This window comes from Streptomyces noursei, assembly GCF_016917755.1.
Lineage (GTDB): Bacteria > Actinomycetota > Actinomycetes > Streptomycetales > Streptomycetaceae > Streptomyces > Streptomyces yunnanensis.
This window is the reverse complement of record NZ_CP070326.1, coordinates 5,478,506-5,494,635: the sequence shown is the minus strand read 5'-3', so window position 1 is coordinate 5,494,635 and position 16,130 is coordinate 5,478,506. Positions and strand designations below refer to the sequence as shown.

General features: G+C 70.0%; 24 protein-coding genes. 5 read left to right on the top strand and 19 right to left on the bottom strand.

The genetic code is table 11. From position 1 onward, the window contains the following. The first annotated feature begins 11 nt into the window (after nt 1-11). Nucleotides 12-1,427 (top strand): glutamate decarboxylase, encoded by a 1,416-nt coding sequence (gad, locus tag JNO44_RS24350; protein WP_205366086.1) that lies wholly within the window; start codon nt 12-14, stop codon nt 1,425-1,427. 35 nt (nt 1,428-1,462) lie between these two features. Here the strand turns inward: gad and JNO44_RS24345 are convergent, their stop codons facing one another. The 4 genes from JNO44_RS24345 to JNO44_RS24330 form a co-directional block, all read right to left on the bottom strand. Next, on the bottom strand, nt 1,463-2,137 hold the full coding sequence (locus JNO44_RS24345) for a PadR family transcriptional regulator (RefSeq protein WP_039634194.1): 675 nt from the start codon (nt 2,135-2,137) through the stop codon (nt 1,463-1,465). Between the two features lie 88 nt (nt 2,138-2,225). Next, the gene (locus tag JNO44_RS24340) at nt 2,226-2,774 is read right to left on the bottom strand and encodes a DinB family protein (RefSeq protein WP_205366085.1); all 549 of its coding nucleotides are present in this window, start codon (nt 2,772-2,774) and stop codon (nt 2,226-2,228) included. Nucleotides 2,775-2,934: 160 nt separating this feature from the next. Next, on the bottom strand, nt 2,935-4,392 hold the full coding sequence (locus JNO44_RS24335) for an aldehyde dehydrogenase family protein (RefSeq protein ID WP_205366084.1): 1,458 nt from the start codon (nt 4,390-4,392) through the stop codon (nt 2,935-2,937). A gap of 64 nt (nt 4,393-4,456) precedes the next feature. Continuing rightward, on the bottom strand, nt 4,457-5,320 hold the full coding sequence (locus tag JNO44_RS24330) for a helix-turn-helix domain-containing protein (RefSeq protein ID WP_205366083.1): 864 nt from the start codon (nt 5,318-5,320) through the stop codon (nt 4,457-4,459). Between the two features lie 314 nt (nt 5,321-5,634). On the opposite strand from JNO44_RS24330, the gene JNO44_RS24325 reads away from it, so the two are divergent. Next, nucleotides 5,635-6,144: an ATP-binding protein gene (locus tag JNO44_RS24325; protein WP_205366082.1), complete on the top strand. Its 510-nt coding sequence runs from the start codon at nt 5,635-5,637 to the stop codon at nt 6,142-6,144. Between the two features lie 110 nt (nt 6,145-6,254). Here JNO44_RS24325 and JNO44_RS24320 read toward each other — a convergent pair whose 3' ends face one another. From JNO44_RS24320 to rpmG, 7 genes are all read right to left on the bottom strand, one after another. Further along, nucleotides 6,255-6,494 (bottom strand): DUF397 domain-containing protein, encoded by a 240-nt coding sequence (locus JNO44_RS24320; RefSeq protein ID WP_039634203.1) that lies wholly within the window; start codon nt 6,492-6,494, stop codon nt 6,255-6,257. 117 nt (nt 6,495-6,611) lie between these two features. Further along, complete coding sequence (locus JNO44_RS24315) at nt 6,612-7,094, bottom strand: SRPBCC family protein (RefSeq protein ID WP_205366081.1); 483 nt, start codon at nt 7,092-7,094, stop codon at nt 6,612-6,614. After that, nucleotides 7,091-7,462 (bottom strand): metalloregulator ArsR/SmtB family transcription factor, encoded by a 372-nt coding sequence (locus tag JNO44_RS24310; RefSeq protein ID WP_235093990.1) that lies wholly within the window; start codon nt 7,460-7,462, stop codon nt 7,091-7,093. The genes JNO44_RS24315 and JNO44_RS24310 overlap by 4 nt, the downstream gene beginning before the upstream one ends. A gap of 99 nt (nt 7,463-7,561) precedes the next feature. Next, a complete protein-coding gene (rpsR, locus tag JNO44_RS24305; protein ID WP_039634206.1) occupies nt 7,562-7,798 on the bottom strand; it encodes a 30S ribosomal protein S18 in 237 nt (78 codons plus the stop codon). A gap of 112 nt (nt 7,799-7,910) precedes the next feature. Beyond that, complete coding sequence (locus tag JNO44_RS24300) at nt 7,911-9,059, bottom strand: CobW family GTP-binding protein (protein ID WP_205366080.1); 1,149 nt, start codon at nt 9,057-9,059, stop codon at nt 7,911-7,913. Next, a complete protein-coding gene (locus JNO44_RS24295; RefSeq protein ID WP_039634210.1) occupies nt 9,059-9,313 on the bottom strand; it encodes a type B 50S ribosomal protein L31 in 255 nt (84 codons plus the stop codon). The genes JNO44_RS24300 and JNO44_RS24295 overlap by 1 nt, the downstream gene beginning before the upstream one ends. Before the next feature lie 5 nt (nt 9,314-9,318). After that, nucleotides 9,319-9,483, bottom strand: a complete 165-nt coding sequence (rpmG, locus tag JNO44_RS24290; protein ID WP_205366079.1) for a 50S ribosomal protein L33 — start codon at nt 9,481-9,483, stop codon at nt 9,319-9,321. A gap of 76 nt (nt 9,484-9,559) precedes the next feature. On the opposite strand from rpmG, the gene rpmB reads away from it, so the two are divergent. From rpmB to tatA, 3 genes are all read left to right on the top strand, one after another. Beyond that, nucleotides 9,560-9,796, top strand: a complete 237-nt coding sequence (gene rpmB / locus JNO44_RS24285; protein WP_205366078.1) for a 50S ribosomal protein L28 — start codon at nt 9,560-9,562, stop codon at nt 9,794-9,796. Beyond that, a complete protein-coding gene (gene rpsN, locus JNO44_RS24280) occupies nt 9,796-10,101 on the top strand; it encodes a 30S ribosomal protein S14 (RefSeq protein ID WP_039634217.1) in 306 nt (101 codons plus the stop codon). Before rpmB ends, rpsN begins: the two co-directional genes overlap by 1 nt. Before the next feature lie 108 nt (nt 10,102-10,209). After that, on the top strand, nt 10,210-10,407 hold the full coding sequence (gene tatA, locus JNO44_RS24275) for a Sec-independent protein translocase subunit TatA (RefSeq protein ID WP_039634219.1): 198 nt from the start codon (nt 10,210-10,212) through the stop codon (nt 10,405-10,407). A 15-nt stretch (nt 10,408-10,422) separates the two neighbouring features. On the opposite strand, the gene JNO44_RS24270 is transcribed toward tatA, so the two are convergent. The 8 genes from JNO44_RS24270 to JNO44_RS24235 all read right to left on the bottom strand — a co-directional run bounded on the left by JNO44_RS24270 (nt 10,423) and on the right by JNO44_RS24235 (nt 15,802). After that, nucleotides 10,423-11,268: a nitrilase-related carbon-nitrogen hydrolase gene (locus JNO44_RS24270; RefSeq protein WP_205366077.1), complete on the bottom strand. Its 846-nt coding sequence runs from the start codon at nt 11,266-11,268 to the stop codon at nt 10,423-10,425. A 322-nt stretch (nt 11,269-11,590) separates the two neighbouring features. Continuing rightward, nucleotides 11,591-12,091 (bottom strand): chaplin, encoded by a 501-nt coding sequence (locus tag JNO44_RS43665; RefSeq protein WP_235093987.1) that lies wholly within the window; start codon nt 12,089-12,091, stop codon nt 11,591-11,593. Between the two features lie 141 nt (nt 12,092-12,232). Beyond that, complete coding sequence (locus tag JNO44_RS24260; RefSeq protein ID WP_205366076.1) at nt 12,233-12,688, bottom strand: rodlin; 456 nt, start codon at nt 12,686-12,688, stop codon at nt 12,233-12,235. A gap of 390 nt (nt 12,689-13,078) precedes the next feature. After that, nucleotides 13,079-13,492, bottom strand: a complete 414-nt coding sequence (locus JNO44_RS24255) for a rodlin (protein ID WP_205366075.1) — start codon at nt 13,490-13,492, stop codon at nt 13,079-13,081. A gap of 290 nt (nt 13,493-13,782) precedes the next feature. After that, nucleotides 13,783-14,085 (bottom strand): hypothetical protein, encoded by a 303-nt coding sequence (locus JNO44_RS24250; RefSeq protein ID WP_205366074.1) that lies wholly within the window; start codon nt 14,083-14,085, stop codon nt 13,783-13,785. Between the two features lie 270 nt (nt 14,086-14,355). Beyond that, on the bottom strand, nt 14,356-14,589 hold the full coding sequence (locus JNO44_RS24245) for a chaplin (protein ID WP_205366073.1): 234 nt from the start codon (nt 14,587-14,589) through the stop codon (nt 14,356-14,358). Between the two features lie 295 nt (nt 14,590-14,884). Continuing rightward, nucleotides 14,885-15,301 (bottom strand): rodlin, encoded by a 417-nt coding sequence (locus tag JNO44_RS24240; protein ID WP_205366072.1) that lies wholly within the window; start codon nt 15,299-15,301, stop codon nt 14,885-14,887. 249 nt (nt 15,302-15,550) lie between these two features. Then, the gene (locus JNO44_RS24235; protein WP_205366071.1) at nt 15,551-15,802 is read right to left on the bottom strand and encodes a chaplin; all 252 of its coding nucleotides are present in this window, start codon (nt 15,800-15,802) and stop codon (nt 15,551-15,553) included. Between the last annotated feature and the right edge of the window lie 328 nt (nt 15,803-16,130).

Here is a 16,130-nt window from a genome sequence, read left to right as displayed (position 1 = left end):
GGCCGCAGCCGATGACCCTGCACAAAGGCGGCTCCGAACGGGACCGACGGCGCCGCACCCACCCGGTCAACCCCTTCTACGGCGAGGCCGACCCGGTCGCCGGGATGGAGACCTCTCCCCCGCGGCACACCCTCCCCGCCGGCCCCATCTCCCCGCACACCGCCTATCAGTTCGTCCACGACGAACTGATGCTGGACGGCAACGCCCGGCTCAACCTCGCCACCTTCGTCACCACCTGGATGGAACCGCAGGCCGACGTCCTGATGTCGGAGTGCCAGGCCAAGAACATGATCGACAAGGACGAGTACCCGCGCACCGCCGAACTGGAACGGCGCTGCGTGGCGATGCTCGCCCACCTCTGGCACGCACCCGACCCGTCCGCCGCCATGGGCTGCTCCACCACCGGCTCCAGCGAAGCCTGCATGCTCGCCGGCATGGCCCTCAAGCGCCGCTGGGCCCGGCGCAACCCCGACCGCTATCCCGGCACCGCCCGCCCCAACCTCGTCATGGGCGCCAACGTCCAGGTCTGCTGGGAGAAGTTCTGCAACTTCTGGGAGGTCCAGGCCCGCCAGGTCCCCATGGAGGGCGACCGCTTCCACCTGGACGCGGACTCCGCCACCGCGCTCTGCGACGAGAACACCATCGGCGTCGTCGCCGTCCTGGGCTCGACCTTCGACGGCTCCTACGAGCCGGTGGCGGAGATCTGCACCGCCCTCGACGCGCTCCAGGAGCGCACCGGCCTGGACGTCCCCGTCCACGTGGACGGCGCGTCCGGCGGCATGATCGCACCGTTCCTCGACCCCGACCTGCTGTGGGACTTCCGCCTCCCCCGGGTCGCCTCCATCAACACCTCCGGCCACAAGTACGGCCTGGTCTACCCCGGCGTCGGCTGGGCGATCTGGCGCGACCAGGACGCACTCCCCGAGGAGCTGGTCTTCCGCGTCAACTACCTGGGCGGCGACATGCCGACCTTCGCCCTCAACTTCTCCCGCCCCGGCGCCCAGGTCGCCGCCCAGTACTACACCTTCCTGCGGCTGGGCCGGGAGGGCTTCCGCGCCGTCCAGCAGGCCACCCGCGACGTGGCCGGCTCGATGGCCGAACGGATCGGCGCGCTGGACGACTTCCGTCTGCTCACCCAGGGCGACCAGCTGCCGGTCTTCGCCTTCACCACCACTGACGACGTCACGTCCTTCGACGTCTTCGACGTGTCCCGGCGGCTGCGGGAGCGCGGCTGGCTGGTCCCCGCCTACACCTTCCCGCCCAACCGCCAGGACCTCTCCGTCCTGCGGGTGGTCTGCCGCAACGGCTTCTCGCTGGACCTGGCCGACAGCTTCCTGGCCGACCTGGAGCAGCTGCTCCCCGAACTCCGCCGGCAGCCCGCCCCGTTGGACCGCCCGGAGAACATCGCCACCGCCTTCCACCACTGACCGGCCGCGGCCCGCCGCACCGCCGCCCGCGGCCCTCAGTCGGCGTCGTCGGGCCCGTCCTCGCCGTCGGCGGCCTCCGGCGCCCGGGCGGCGTCCCGCGGCGCGTAGGGGTTCTCCTGGCCGTCCGCGAGCACCCCCACGAACGGCTCCCCCTCGCCGGCGAAGACATACGCCCCGCCCTCGATCCGCTCGATCAGCCCGCGGGTCCACTCCGCGCCGCTGTCCGCCGCGTGCACCCACATGTGCATGATCTCCCCGATGTGGCCGAGCTGCCCGGGCCCGCCCTCGGGCGTGTAGTACGAGGTGACCGTGGTCCGCCACTCCGCGAGCGCCCGCACCCGCTCCTTGAGCAGTGCCACCGCCTCGTCCCGCGGCAGATCGACGATGAAGCCGATCCCGGCGCTGAGCAGGTCCGTCTTCGGGTCGCGCTGCGCCAGCGCCGCCCGCAGCAGCCGGAAGTACTCCTCCTCGCCCGCCGGCGTCAGCTCGTACTCGGTGCGCGGCGGACCGCCGGCGGTGCTCGGCGCGATGTCGTGGGCGCGCAGCAGCCCTTGCTTGTCCATCTGCTTGAGCGCGTGGTAGATCGACCCCGGCTTGGCGTTGGACCACTCGTGCGCGCCCCAGAACTCCAGGTCGTTGCGGACCTGATAGCCGTGTGCCCGACCGTGCTGCCGCACGGCCCCCAGCACCAGCAGCCGGATCGCCGACATCGCCACCCCAATCCCGGCACGCATCCCGCACGCGGCCTGCCGCCAGACTAAGGGTTGTCCGACGGGCCACGGCCAGGCCCGCCGCCGGCTACCCCTGCGACCCCTTGCGCTCCTCGTCCGCCAGGGCGAAGGCCGTCTTGCCGTCGAGGGACTCCCGGACGATGTCGGCATGGCCGGCGTGCCGGGCGAACTCCTCGATCAGGTGCAGCACCAGCCACCGCATCGACTGCCGGGCGTCCTTCGGGAACCACGGGGCCGGCGGCAGCGGGAAGGTGTCGTCCAGGCTCGGCACCGAGCGGATGAACTTCTCCGTCTCGGCCGCGGCCTCCTCCCAGAGCTCCAGCATCCCCGCGGCGGTCTCGCCGTCCTGTAGCTGGAAGCCCAGGAGCCACTCGCTCTCGCTGGGCCGCTCGCCGAGATCCCGCTGCTGCGCGATGGCCAGCCAGTTCCGTTCGACCTGCGCGGCGTGCTTGAGCAGCCCGCCCAGCGACAGCTCGCTGGCGCTGGGCCGCTGCTTGGTCTGCTCGTCGGTCAGCCCCAGGACGGCCCGGCGCAGCCCGCCGCGCTGCGCCTCCAGGAAGGCCAGCAGCGCACCGCGCTCGTCGCCGTGGGCCTCGGCCAGAACATGAGCGGGCATGGGTTCCACCTTTCTTCACGCCGGCGGCAGGACACCGCGGGCCGGCCGGTACCGAGCCGTCCGGCCCCTTCGGCTCCACCCACGCTACGGATCACCTAGGACGACAGGTGTCCTAGATCGGGACGGGCTTCCCGTCCGCCGCACCGGATGACGGGAAGCCTCACAGCGCGAACGGCGACCGCTCGTGCTGGATGGACACCCACTTCTGGGTCGTGAACGCCTCGACCGTGGACTCGCCGTTCAGCCGCCCGGTCCCGGAGAACTTCTCCCCGCCGAACGCCACCTGCGGCTCGTCGTGGACCGTTCCGTCGTTGACGTGGATCATGCCGGTCACGATCCGTTGGGCGATCCGCACCCCGCGCTCCACATTGGCGGTGTGCACCGCCCCGCTGAGTCCGTACGGGGTGTCATTGGCGATCCGCACCGCCTCTTCCTCGCCGTCGAACGGCACCAACAGGGCCACCGGCCCGAACAGTTCCTGGCCGTGCAGCGCGGAGTCCGCCGGCAGCCCGGCCAGCACGCTGGGCTCGACGAGGTTGCCCTCCGTACGGCCGCGGAGCAGCGGCGTGGCCCCCTCGGCTATCGCCCGGTCGACCACCGAGGTCAGCGCCTCCGCCTGGAAGGTGTTGATCAGCGGCCCGATCTGGGTACGCGGATCGCGCGGGTCACCGGTCCGCAGCGCCGCCACCTTGGCCACGAACTTCTCGGTGAACTCGGCCTCCACCGCGCGGTCCAGCAGCACCCTGTTGGCCGCCATGCAGACCTGCCCCTGATAGACGAACCGGCTGAAGACCGCGGCCTCCACCGCGTAGTCCACGTCCGCGTCGTCCATCACGATCAGCGCGCTGTTGCCGCTGAGTTCGAGGATCACCCGCTTGAAGTGCCCGGCGCTGACCGCCGCGACGTGCCGGCCGACCTTGTCAGAACCGGCGAACGAGATCACCCGCGGCACCGGGTGCTCGATCAGCGCGTCCCCGATCTCCGCGATGTCGGTGATCAGCACGTTGAGCAGCCCGGCCGGCAGCCCCGCGTCCTGGAACAGCTTGGCGATCAGCCCGCCGCCGGTGATGGGGGCGTTCTGGTTGGGCTTGATGACCACCGCGTTGCCCAGCGCCAGCGCCGGCGCCACGGACTTCATCGAGATCAGGAACGGGAAGTTGAACGGGCTGATCACCCCGATGACCCCGGCCGGCTGGGTGTAGACGCGGTTCTCCTTGCCGTCCACCGGCGACGGCAGTATCCGCCCCTGCGGACGCAGCGCCAGCTGGATCGCCTCGCGGACGAACTCCTTGGCGAGCCGGACCTCGTACGCGGCCTTGATCCGGGTGCCGCCCAATTCGAGGACGAGCGCCTCGACGATCTCCTCCTCGCGCTCCTCGATCAGCCGCAGCAGGCGCTCGGTGACCTGCCGCCGGTCGTAGGGGTTCCGCAGCGCCCAGTCCCGCTGTGCCCGCTCGGCGGCGCGGTAGGCCGCATCGACCTGGTCCACGCCGGCGACCGTGATCGACGCCAGCTTCTCCTGGTCGTAGGGGTTGAAATCGATGATGTCCCACGAGCCGCTGCCGGCCCGCCACTCACCGTCGATGAACTGGCAGGCCAGGTCTGCGAAGATGGACATGGCATCCCTACTCTGTGCGGCACTGCTCTGCGGGGGGCTGATCCAGCGTCATCCTACTGCTGGGTCATGTGAGTTGGAGCAGACCACGCAAGAGATCCCGGGTTTCCGCAGGGTCCGGACTGTCCTCCTGCAACCGCTCCATCGCCCGCTCGTACTGCGCGACCTCCTCCGGCTTGTCCACGTAGAGGGCGCTGGTGAGCTGCTCCAGATAGACGACGTCGGAGAGGTCCGACTCCGGGAAGCGCAGCATGGTGAACGCACCGCTCTCCCCCGCGTGCCCGCCGAAGTTGAACGGCATCACCTGGAGCCGCACATGGGGCCGCTCCGAGATGTCGATCAGATGCTTCAACTGCCCGCGCATCACGGACCGTCCGCCATAGGGGCGGCGCAGCGCGGCCTCGTCCAGGACGCAGTGCAGCTGCGGTGCCCGTTCCGATATCAGCAGCTTCTGCCGCTCCTGGCGCAGCGCGACCCGTCGCTGGATCTCGGCGGCCGGCGCACCCGGCATGCCGCGGGAGACGACGGCGTGCGCGTACTCCTCCGTCTGCAACAGACCGTGGACGAACTGGACTTCGTAGACCCTCAGGAGAGAGGCGGCCCCCTCCAGACCCACATACGTCTGGAACCAACCGGGGAGCACATCGCTGTAACTGTGCCACCAGCCCGCGACGTTCGCCTCCTTGGCCAGCCCGAGCAACGCCTCGCGCTCCTGCTCGTCGCTCACGCCGTAGAGCGTGAGCAGATCTGCGACATCGCGTGCCTTGAAGCTCACCCTGCCCAACTCCATGCGGCTGATCTTCGATTCGGACGCACGGATCGAGTAGCCGGCCGCTTCACGGGTTATCCCGCGCGACTCACGCAGCCGACGGAGCTGGGATCCGAGCAGGATCCGCCGCACCACCGACCCGCCCGACTCACTTGCGGACACCTCTCTGACCCTCCTGTGACCCCACCCCGTCCAACAGTGGAAGCGCAGTCTGCCATGTTCAGGCTTCGTTGAGTGCTCATCTGGTTACTGATATGTGCGGCCCCCGCAAGCCCTCCACAAGAAATCACAGGAAGAATACGGCGCTTTTGCGTCCACCCCTACGCAATCACGTCAGCTGCACGTGCATCTGCCCTTGCATCTGCCCTACGCATTGGGAACCATAGGCATCGCACGCATGCACGCTCGTGAAAGATCCGCCAGATCCGGCTGACCGGCCTGGGTCATGACGTCCGCGAACGCCAGGAGTGCCTCGCATGGGGACCAAGGTTTCGACCATGCTCGACTTCGAGCCGTTATGGCAGGGCTTTCCTCCCGTCGACCCCTTGGCCGTCTCCGGATCCGTTTCCTGCCCGCTCCCGCCGCGCTACGAATCGGTCGGCGGCGCCCGGAAGTTCACCCGCGAGACGCTCACCGGTTGGGGCCTGGAGGAACTCTTCGACGGCGTCGGCCTGGTGGTCTCCGAACTCGTCACCAACGCCCTGCGGCACGCGGTCCTGGCCGCCCCGGAACACCCGGAATTCGGCGCGGACTTCATCGACGGCTGCCTGCCCGCCCGACTCCATCTGATGCGCTGGTCCTCCCGCCTGGTCTGCGCGGTTCGGGACCCCAGCGACGCCTCACCGGAGGCCGGCGAGGCGGACTCCGTCGCCGAATCGGGCCGCGGGCTCTATCTGGTGGAGTCCTTCAGCGACAGCTGGGGCTGGCACCGGCTGCCCGGTGGCCGGCACGGCAAGATCGTGTGGGCCCTCTTCCGGCTGCCGTGACGGCCCGCCCGTCGTGGCCACCCGCCCCCTGCGCCGGGCGCCCGCTCTTCGCGGGCGCCCGTTCTTTCGTCTGCGGGCCCGCCGGGCCGGAGCCCGGGGCCGCGGTGCGCTCAGTCGCGCACCAGGTGGTCGAACTCCCCGTCCTTGACGCCCAGCAGCATCGCCTCGACCTCGGCCGGCGTGTAGACCAGCGCCGGGCCGTCCGGGAAACGGGAGTTGCGGACCGCGATGTCACCGCCGGGCAGCTTCGCGAACTCCACGCAGGACCCCTGGGAATTGCTGTGCCGGCTCTTCTGCCATGTCACATCACGGAGATCCGTTGCGGCCATGCCGTTGTATGCGTGGGGCACAGGGCTCTCCCGGTGGTGAACGCGGTGATAAACGGTGTCAACTGCCCGGGATCATAGCTGCGTTCACATGCGGGTGCATGCGCAGATGCACGTGCACGACAGGGGGTGCCGGGCCGGTCACATTTTGTTGAGCACCTTCCCCAAACGTTCCGTCACAATCGACCGCCAGCCGCCGCCCATGATGCGGTGCGCCTGCACCTGGTACGGGTCGTCCGGGTCGAAGCCCTCGTGGACGAGGAAGAGACGCGTGCCGCGCCCTTCGGGTTCCAGGATCCAGGTGATGGTCCAGTCGGCGCGGTTGCCCTGGCCCTCGTCGGCATCCTGCCAGCGCAGCCGCAGCCTCCGCTCCGCCTCGAAGTCGACGACCTCGGCGACGACCGTGCCGGAGAAGTTGCTGTTCGGCCGGGGCAGCGTCCGCATCTCGTAGCGGTGGCCGACCTCCAGCCGGAAGTCGCCGGGCATCATCCACTGGGCGATCAGTTCCGGCTCGGTCAGCGCCCGCCAGACCCTGGCCGGGGGATGCGGCAGGAAGTGGTCGAGGCGGATCGTCGTCGCGTCCGCCGGGTCGTCGTCGAGCGCCGGGAAGTCGTCGGTGTTCATTGCGCCTCTTCGTGGGGGATGCGGTCGAGCAGTGCGCCCAGGCTCGCGAGCTTCGCGCGCCAGAACCGCTCGTAGGGTCCGAGCCAGTCCTGCACCTCGCTGAGCGGGGCCGCCTCCAGGCGGTAGATCCGCTGCCGACCGGCCCGCTGCTCGCTCACCAGACCGGCCTGGCGCAGCACCTTCAGATGCTCGGACAGGCTCGGCCGGCTCATCGCGAAGTGGTCGGCCAGCCGCTGCACGGGCTGCGGCCCGTCGTCCCGCAGCAGGCGGAGCACCTCGCGCCGGGTGGCGTTGGCGAGCGCCGCGAAGACCCGGTCCTGGTCCGGTGCGGACAGGGCGGTGCGCGGCGGTACAGGAGTGGCGTTCACACCCCCAAAATACGTAGGAGATTCCCTACTCGTCAAACGTAGGGAATCTCCTACTGGTCGCGGATGCGGTCGCGACCGGGGCCCGCTCGCGCGGCGTCGTCACCGCGCGGCGTACGGCAGCAGCGCCATCTCCCGGGCGTTCTTGATCGCACGGGCCAGCTGCCGCTGCTGCTGGGCGGTGACCCGGGTGACCCGGCGGCTGCGGATCTTGCCGCGGTCCGAGAGGAACTTCCGCAGCAGATCGGTGTCCTTGTAGTCGATGTATGTGATGCCCGCCGCGTCCAGCGGGTTGGGGCGGGGGGCGGCCTTACGCCGCGCGTCGTTCCGTCGGGGCATGACAGAGGTTCCTTACTGGGGGCGGAGGGTCCGGTTCCGGGCGGAGAAACGGCCGGTTCGCGGCGGTGAGCGGTACGGACCGCGGATCACGGCACCGGCGTGCGGCGCGGCGTCACGACACCGGGTCGAGCAGTTCGTCGAAGGCCGGCAGCAGGCCCTTCCAGGCCGTCGGACCGCCCGCGTACTCGGCGTCGGTGAGCAGGCAGGACTCCAACAGGGCGCGCAGCCCGTCGCGGTCCAGGCCCGGCGAGGTGAAGACCAGGTGCTGGCCCCGGTCGCCGTGTTCGGGGTGCCAGTCCAGCGCGGCGGCGGCCCGGCGCAGGGGCGGCACCATCTCCCAGGCGGCGTCCGGCAGCGCGGCCAGCCACGGCCCGGCGTTCTCCACGCACAGTGCGCCGCCCGCGGCGTCCCAGGACAGCAGCGTGTCCGGCCGGTCGGCCAGCCAGAACCGGCCCCGGCTGCGCGCCGCCGCGCACGAGAGGTCCTCCAGCGCCGCGTACAGCCGCTCGGGGTGGAAGGGCCGGGCGCCGCGCCAGACGAGCGTGGCCACGCCGGCCGCCTCGGCCTCCTGCGGCAGCAGCGCGCACGCCGGGTGCTGCCGGCCCGCGGCGGCCGCCACGTCGAAGCCGGCCAGCGCGGCGGCGGCCAACTCGTCCGATTCCACGGCCACCTGACGGGCCATCGGGTGCAGCTGCGCCAGCAGCGCGTGGTCGGCGTCGTCGGCGGGCTCCTCCCCCGTGGCCAGCGCCAGCACCGGCGCGTACTCCAGCTGCCGTGCCCAGGTGTCGGCGACCGTCCGCTGGTCGGAGGCGGCGGCCGCCAGCCCCGCCTCGGCCAGGTCGTCGCCGCAGCCGAGGTAGGGCAGCAGGAGCGCCGGGTCGACCGCGGTGATCACACCGGTCAGCTCCAGGTGGTCACCCCCGTGCGAGGCGACCACCTCGGCCATCGCCTTCGGCTCGACCGAGTCCCACAGCTCGACGATCGCCAGCCGGCAGGTCCGTCCCGCGGCCAGCCGCGCCAGCTCGGGCACCAGGTCCTCGCGCAGTGCGCAACAGGCGCAGTCGTTGACCAGCGGCGCCTCGCCGGTGTCCAGCGTGCCACCGGCGTCGCGGACGGTGCGCCGCACCGTGCCGTCGGCCGCGGAGGCCAGGTCGTGGTGGAGGGCGACGCTGCCGGGGACGGTCTCCAGCAGCCGCTCGACGGTGGTCCGCCGGGCGTCCGCGTGCAGCCCGCCCACCAGCACGACGCTCAGCCGCTGCATCAGCGGGCCCCGCGCCTGCCGTAGCGGCGCTCGAACCGCTCGACCCGGCCGGCGGTGTCCAGCACCCGGGCGGTGCCCGTGTAGAAGGGGTGGCTCGCCGAGGAGATCTCGACGTCGACGACGGGATAGGTGTTCCCGTCCTCCCATTCCACCGTCTTGTCGCTGGTCATGGTCGAGCGGGTCAGGAAGGCGAAGTCGCCGGCCCGGTCGCGGAAGACGACCGGCCCGTAGGCGGGGTGGATTCCGGGCTTCATCGGGCTCAGCGCTCCTCTCGGAAGGTGACGTGCCGACTGGCGACCGGGTCGTACTTGCGCAGTTCCAGGCGGTCGGGGTCGTTACGGCGGTTCTTGCGGGTGACGTAGGTGAACCCGGTGCCGGCGGTGGACCGGAGCTTGATGACCGGGCGGAGTTCGTTGCGAGCCATACCGGTAGTATACGCAAATGGTTTCCATTTTCAATAAGCCCTTGGAGGGCTCGACCACCGCCGGAGGGACCGCACCATGTCCGCCCACTGCCAGCTGACCGGCCGCACGCCGGGCTTCGGCAAGACCGTCTCCCACTCGCACCGCCGCACCTCCCGACGCTTCGACCCGAACATCCAGCGCAAGCGCTACTGGCTGGAGAGCGAGGGGAGGCACGTCCGGCTGACCCTGAGCGCCAAGGGGATCAAGACCGTCGACACGATCGGCATCGAAGCCGCCGTCGCCCGCATCCGCGCCCGAGGAGGAAAGGTCTGATGGCCAAGAAGAGCAAGATCGCCAAGAACGAGCGGCGGCGCGCCACGGTGGCCCGCTACGCCGCCCGCCGAGCCCTCCTGAAGGCCGTGATCCGCAACCCGCGCACCTCCGACGAGGAGCGCGGCGCGGCCCGCCGGGAGCTCTCCCGCCAGCCACGGGACGCCAGCGCCACCCGCGTCCGCAACCGCGACAGCATCGACGGCCGCCCGCGCGGCTACCTCGGCGCCTTCGGCCTCTCCCGGATCAACCTCCGCGAGCAGGCGCACAAGGGCCACCTGCCGGGGGTCACCAAGTCCAGCTGGTGACCCCCGACCCGGCCGCCCGTCCCGGGTACGTCCCCTGGACCGGGCGGCCGGGCCGTTCGGGTCATACTGGACGGACCTCCGCAGGCACCCCGACGAAATCGAGACCCCATGCTGCGCAACGCCCTGGAGCCCTGGCACCTGATCCTGATCGTGGCCGTCCTCGTGCTGGTCTTCGGATCCAAGAAGCTCCCCGACATGGCGCGCGGCCTGGGCCGCTCCATGCGGATCCTGAAGTCGGAGGCCAAGGCCCTCAAGGACGAGCGCGCCACCGAGTCCACCGGCGCGGAGCAGCCCGCCGGCCGCTGACCCGGCCCGGTGCGGTCAGTGGTCGCCGCCCTCGTCGATCAACCGCCGCACCTCGCGGTCGATCAGCCCCAGCCGGGCCTCCGCGACCAGCGGCACCGCCCGCCGCTGCCGCCGCGCCTCGGACGGATCGATCTCCACCGTGACCAGCGAGGGCTCCCACTTGGGCGCCTGGGCCACCACCGCCCCCCGCGGGTCCACCACCCGCGAGCCGCCCCAGAACGACGCCCCGTGCTCGTTGCCGACCCGGTTGACGAAGACCACCCAGCACTGGAGCATCCGCGCCGTGTAGGACAGCAGCGTGTCCCAGTACAGCCCGGTGTCCATCGCCTCCGGGTCCAGGCTCGCCGCGCTGTTGGTCGGCACGAACAGCACCTCGGCCCCGTCCTGCACCGCCAGCCACGGCAGCACGGGCTGCCAGGCGTCGTTGCACACCAACGTCGCCGCCCGCCCCCCGTTCTCGGACTTCGCCAGCTCGTAGGCGCGCAGCGACTGCCCCGGACTGACGTGCTTGCGCTCCTCCCAGGCCAGATAGTTCGGCAGGTAGAGCTTGCGGTGCGCATGCGCCAGCGCACCGTCCACGTAATACGCGGACGTGTTGTACGCCCGCAGACTGGTGTGCTCGTGGAACCCGACCAGCACGGCCGGCCCCAGGGTGCTCAGCTCCCGCAGCCGCGGATCGGCCGCCGCGACGGACTCGTCCCGCTTGAGCGCCCCCAAGTGGTAGCCGTGCAGGCTGAGTTCGGGAAAGACGACGAGATCCGCCCCCTGTGCCGCCGCCTGCTCGATCTGCTCCCGTGCGACCCGCAGGTTCTCCGGCACGTCCCCCAGCACGCAGTCCGTCTGCGCCAGCGCGATAAGCATGCCCCATTCCCCCTCGATTAATTGCCGTTAATACCTTTTATTGCCTTTCACCCGATTCTTCCCCAAACATCCGGTTAAGACGCATCCCTCCAACGAGCGAAAGAACGATCCTTCCCGTGCCGGGCGTCGCCATCGCGCGTTGATCCGCACGATCCGTCGTACCCCGGGCGACTTCCAGCCGCAGCGCCGCCCGACACCAGCGGTACGACGGCCGCGGTCGGGACGTCCGGCGCCCCGGGCGCCGCCCCGACCGGGCGGCCCCGGTCGAGCGGCCCGCCGCACCCGCTCGGCCGGCCGCCGAGCCCCTCGGACGCCGCCCGGCTCAGCCCCGGCGCCTACGGGCCCGGCGCAGCAGCACCGCCCCGGCGGCCAGCAGCCCGCCACCGGCTCCGGCCACCAGCCCCAGCCGCTCCGTCCCGGTGGACGCCAGCAGCGCCTCCCCCGCCGACTTCCCGGCCCGCGCCACCGCACCCACCCGGCGGTCGTGGTCACCGCGCGGCACCGACCGCCGCACCGGTCGCCCCCGGTGCCCCGCCGGCCGCGGCCCGCCCGCCGGCGCCTGCCGCAGCACCGGCCCGGGCGCCGCGCCGGTCCCGCACCGGTTCCCCTTTGCCGGGCTCAACAGCCCCACCACGAGCACCGAGTTGCCGCACACATCGGCCGGCGCGTTCACCTCCATCCGGACCGCGTTCCCGGACAGCACGCCCGGCGCGTCCGCGACGCCGCCCTGCGCACCGGCATCCGCGAACACCGGCCCGGCACCCGCCCCCAGCACCCCCGACGCCGCCGCAACGAGCAGGCACATCCTCAGGCCCTGTCGCATTTCCCCTCTCCTCACTCCGCAGCTCACGTACGGGCGCCCCGCCCGCACCCCCGTGGTGCACACACGACCGGGCGGCCGGCGGCGCACACGCCCGCCGACCGCCCGGTGTCACAAACGGTGGCCCGGCCGAAGCCGAGGCCGTCAGCGACGCTTGCCGTGGTGCTTGTCGTGGTGCTTGCCGTAGTGCTTGGCACCGTTGCCCACGCCGTTGCCCGAGAAGATCGGGATGTCGTCCACGAGGTGGGACAGCGCCTCGTCGCCCTTGGCCTGGGTGGAGTTCTCGGTGCACTGCTGGTTCTGCGGCGACGACAGCACGTTGATGTCCTGCACCGTGACCGGGATGAACCCGACCAGCGAGCCGAAGTTCCCCTTGGCCGGCAGACCGATGCACAGGTCGTTCAGGCTGCCCTGGACCAGTCCGAGCTGGGTGCTGAGCTTCCCGTGCGTCCGGGAGTTGCCGTACACCGACTTGGCGCCGTTGCCGTTGACGGTGCTGGTGCCGTGGCGGTTGCCGTCCGCCAGGGCCTCTGGAGCCGCCGCGGCCGAGATTCCGACGAGCGATGCCGCGATCGTCGCGGCCGCCATCATTTTCTTCATCGCGCTAAACCCTTCAGGAGAAGGAACTCCCGGCACGGGAGCCCTGTTTCAAACAACCGACCACGGGCGCCCGAGTTCCGCGCCATCACCCAAATAGATGGCAATCATTATCCCGAAAAGACCTACTGCAGACCATCGGGCCCACAAAACCACGAGGGTATTTCCCGGGTACTACGCCGCATTTCCACCGGCACGCCAATGCCCTGGCAGCCCCATCATCTCGCGAGGGCATTGGCATGCATCCCTCCACACGCCATTCCCAACGAGTCGACCGCACCACATAGGGTCACGAGCAAATAACAATTCCCGGACCGGTCGGGCGATAAAAATGAAAAATCCGGGCCGCCCAGACTCGGGAGATCTGGGCGGCCCGGTTGCTCCTCGGCCCGATCAGCGACGGTTGTGCTTGCCGTTCCCGGAGAGGATCGGGATGTCGTCCAGGATGTGCGACAGCGGCTCGTCACCCTTGGCCTGGGTGGAGTTCTCGGTGCACTGCTGGTTCTGCGGCGACGACAGGACGTTGATGTCCTGCACCGTGACCGGGATGCCACCGACCAGCGAGCCGAGGTTCAGCTTGGCCGGCAGACCGACGCAGGGCTTGTTCAGCGAGCCCTGGATCAGGCCGATCTGCGGGCTCATGTAGCCGTACGTCGTCGAGTTGCCGAAGAACTGCTTCGCGCCGTTGCCGTTGACGGTCGACGTCCCGTGCCGGTTGCCCGCGGCCATCGCGTGGGGAGCGGCGGCTGCGGCCACCCCGACAATGGACGCAGCCGCGGCTGCGGTTGCCAGCGTCTTTTTGATCATTGTTGGTCCTTCGTGTTTCGGGATGCCCTTGAGCCGAGCGATCCGGCCCACTCGCAAGGGCGCATTCGGTTGTGCTCATTAGCGCGCAATGAGCTGGATACGCCGATCCGTCCTGCCGATCGGGTACCCCAGCCGGAATTCCGCGACCGTGCTCCACCATCCGGATCAGCCCGCCGACCGTCGAATCCGATCGGCGCCTAGCTGCCTGATCCGGCGGCTGAGGCTTCACACGGCCACTGCCGATTCCCCGGGCAATCCCGCGGAACAGTGAAATCCGGTTCGCCGGCCCGTCACTTGGCGAGCGGCAATCCGCCCAGCAGCGGAACGTCCTTGGTGGCCCCCGTGGCACCACCGAGGAGCTGCCTGGGATGCTTGGCCGTCTTTTCCGCACCCCGGACCGTGTCGACCAGCGGCTTGATCTGGCGACTGTCCAATTGGCCACTGCCGTTCAGCAGGTCCATCAGCCCGCCGTTGAGGCTCATGGAGGGCGAGGTCGGGTTCGGCGCACCGGATTCGGCAGCGAAAGCGGGCACCGCCGCACCCAGCGCCATGACGGAGCCGGCAACAGCCGCGGCAGACTTCGCGTACTTCACTTCCCACTGTCCCTTCTGGTGCGGTGCTCGATGGAATCGCGACATCGCTGCCGCGCGAGCAATCGCTTCGCTGCTCGGATCACCGCTTTCCCGTGCCTAACGAGTGCCATCGCCCGGAGAAACCGTGCAGTTCCGATTCTTCAGGTACGCCACCCGAAAGATTCCAGGCCGCCCGGCACGCCGCCGTAATGCCGTCGAAAACCACCGGCCCCGACACGCGGCGACGGCGGGCCGGGGCCGGTTACCACGACACGGCTCGGATTTCTGCAGTCAGCGGTTGATGCAGCGGTTGCCGAACGCCGGGTTGAGGATCCCGATGATGTCAACGGTGTTGCCGCACACGTTGATCGGCACGTGGATCGGCACCTGGATGACGTTTCCGGAGAGAACACCCGGGGAGCGCTTGGCAACACCACCGGCATGTGCGTCGGCGAAAGCCGGCGCAGCAGCGCCCACTGCCATCAGCGTGCCGGCAGTGACGGCTGCAACCTTTGCGTACTTCACTTTCAGCCCTTCCCGCAGCGGGATCCGTAGCGCACACGACCATCGTGTCGCACGGGCGCGGATCTGGCCGCCCGTAACTCCGCTGTCGATATTGGTAACGATTTGTCCGGGTCGGCGAAACTCCCATGGGGAAGTTTTCGGAGGAATCGCCCGAATGGCACAGGCAATTCTGAATATACCCGCACATAAAAACCGCAAAAAAACACCGTCATTCGAGCGGACGGTGCGCCCGCCGAATAGAAATTCCCGCCGACCGGGGAATCAGGAGCTCCGGGCCCGCGGGCCGACTGCCGACTCAGCGGATGCGGTTCCGGACGCCGTTGCCGGAGACGATCGGGATGTCGTCCAGGATGTGCGACAGCGCCTCGTCGCCCTTGGCCTGGGTGGAGTTCTCGGTGCACTGCTGGTTCTGCGGCGACGACAGGACGTTGATGTCCTGCACCGTGACCGGGAAGATCCCGAACAGCGAGCCGAAGTTCCCCTTGAGCGGCAGGCCGATGCAGGGCTTGTTCAGCGAACCCTGGACGAGTTCCAGCTGCGGGCTCATCCTGCCGTGCGTGGTGGAGTTGCCGAACGCGGAAACGGCGCGGTTTCCGTTGACCGTGGCGGCGCCGCGGTGCTTGCCGCCCGCCATCGCCTGGGGGGCCACCGTCGCCGAGACGCCGACCAGGGAAGCGGCTACTGCCGTCGTGGCCAGGACCTTCTTGATCACTGTTTACCCTTCTGGGAGCGGAGTGCCCGTATCCGGAGCGCACTGGTCAACTCACTTCCCAGAATGCGGTTTCGCGGATTCACTCGGATGCCGCGGAACCATAGACACATATCACCGCACCCACCTGCCGAGACGTCGGTCCGTCGCGGCAGGGCGGCACGTTGCTGTGCAACTCCCTTGCCCGGCCGGGTAATTACGCATACGAAAGGCCCGCCCCGAGCGGGACGGGCCTCAATCGCCTTACGGGGATCAGTCGTTGACGCAGATGTTTCCGAAGGCCGGGTTGAGCACCCCGACCAGGCTGGCGGTGTTGCCGCACACGTTGATCGGGACGTGGATCGGCACCTGGATAAGATTTCCGGAGAGCACACCGGGCGAACCCACCGCCTTACCCGCGGCGTGGGCACCACCGTGCCCGGAGGCGCTGGCGATTCCGGCCCCGCCCACCACGGCGATGCCCGCGGCGGCGGACAGGACGACGGCCTTGGAGACAAACTTCACGGCGTACCTCTTCACTGAGCTGCATTCAGGATTTCTGTGCGCGCCGCCTGGAGCGACAAGAAGTTCAACGCAACAAAGCCGGGAAAAGTAGTGGGGCCAAATGGGTGATGGTAGGCGGGAGTTACGCCATAGGCCCCCAAGGATGGCGCGGCTCGGCGGCCCTGCGGCGCTGCGTCGTTCCGGCGCGGGCCCCGTCGTCGGGTCGCGCCTCGGCGGGCGAGCGGCGGCGCTCCACACGGGGCGGGTGGCCGGGGTGTGGGCGTTCGGGGAGGGGACGGCGCGGGGACGGGCGGGCGCGGCAGTGGCTCGGTGCAGGGGTGCAGGGGTG

What these genes read in the sequence shown, in the direction of transcription:
- JNO44_RS24345 (WP_039634194.1), bottom strand. Translation starts at nt 2,137, where the DNA reads ATGTCGGCGATCCGGCTGCTGGTGCTGGGGGCCGTGCGGCAGCACGGT.
- rpmG (WP_205366079.1), bottom strand. Translation starts at nt 9,483, where the DNA reads ATGGCTCGCAACGAACTCCGCCCGGTCATCAAGCTCCGGTCCACCGCC.
- JNO44_RS24260 (WP_205366076.1), bottom strand. Translation starts at nt 12,688, where the DNA reads ATGAAGAAAATGATGGCGGCCGCGACGATCGCGGCATCGCTCGTCGGA.
- JNO44_RS24255 (WP_205366075.1), bottom strand. Translation starts at nt 13,492, where the DNA reads ATGATCAAAAAGACGCTGGCAACCGCAGCCGCGGCTGCGTCCATTGTC.
- rpsR (WP_039634206.1), bottom strand. Translation starts at nt 7,798, where the DNA reads ATGCCCCGACGGAACGACGCGCGGCGTAAGGCCGCCCCCCGCCCCAAC.
- tatA (WP_039634219.1), top strand. Translation starts at nt 10,210, where the DNA reads ATGCTGCGCAACGCCCTGGAGCCCTGGCACCTGATCCTGATCGTGGCC.
- rpsN (WP_039634217.1), top strand. Translation starts at nt 9,796, where the DNA reads ATGGCCAAGAAGAGCAAGATCGCCAAGAACGAGCGGCGGCGCGCCACG.
- JNO44_RS43665 (WP_235093987.1), bottom strand. Translation starts at nt 12,091, where the DNA reads ATGCGACAGGGCCTGAGGATGTGCCTGCTCGTTGCGGCGGCGTCGGGG.
- JNO44_RS24300 (WP_205366080.1), bottom strand. Translation starts at nt 9,059, where the DNA reads ATGCAGCGGCTGAGCGTCGTGCTGGTGGGCGGGCTGCACGCGGACGCC.
- JNO44_RS24270 (WP_205366077.1), bottom strand. Translation starts at nt 11,268, where the DNA reads ATGCTTATCGCGCTGGCGCAGACGGACTGCGTGCTGGGGGACGTGCCG.
- JNO44_RS24295 (WP_039634210.1), bottom strand. Translation starts at nt 9,313, where the DNA reads ATGAAGCCCGGAATCCACCCCGCCTACGGGCCGGTCGTCTTCCGCGAC.
- JNO44_RS24315 (WP_205366081.1), bottom strand. Translation starts at nt 7,094, where the DNA reads ATGAACACCGACGACTTCCCGGCGCTCGACGACGACCCGGCGGACGCG.
- JNO44_RS24340 (WP_205366085.1), bottom strand. Translation starts at nt 2,774, where the DNA reads ATGCCCGCTCATGTTCTGGCCGAGGCCCACGGCGACGAGCGCGGTGCG.
- rpmB (WP_205366078.1), top strand. Translation starts at nt 9,560, where the DNA reads ATGTCCGCCCACTGCCAGCTGACCGGCCGCACGCCGGGCTTCGGCAAG.
- JNO44_RS24325 (WP_205366082.1), top strand. Translation starts at nt 5,635, where the DNA reads ATGGGGACCAAGGTTTCGACCATGCTCGACTTCGAGCCGTTATGGCAG.
- JNO44_RS24335 (WP_205366084.1), bottom strand. Translation starts at nt 4,392, where the DNA reads ATGTCCATCTTCGCAGACCTGGCCTGCCAGTTCATCGACGGTGAGTGG.
- gad (WP_205366086.1), top strand. Translation starts at nt 12, where the DNA reads ATGACCCTGCACAAAGGCGGCTCCGAACGGGACCGACGGCGCCGCACC.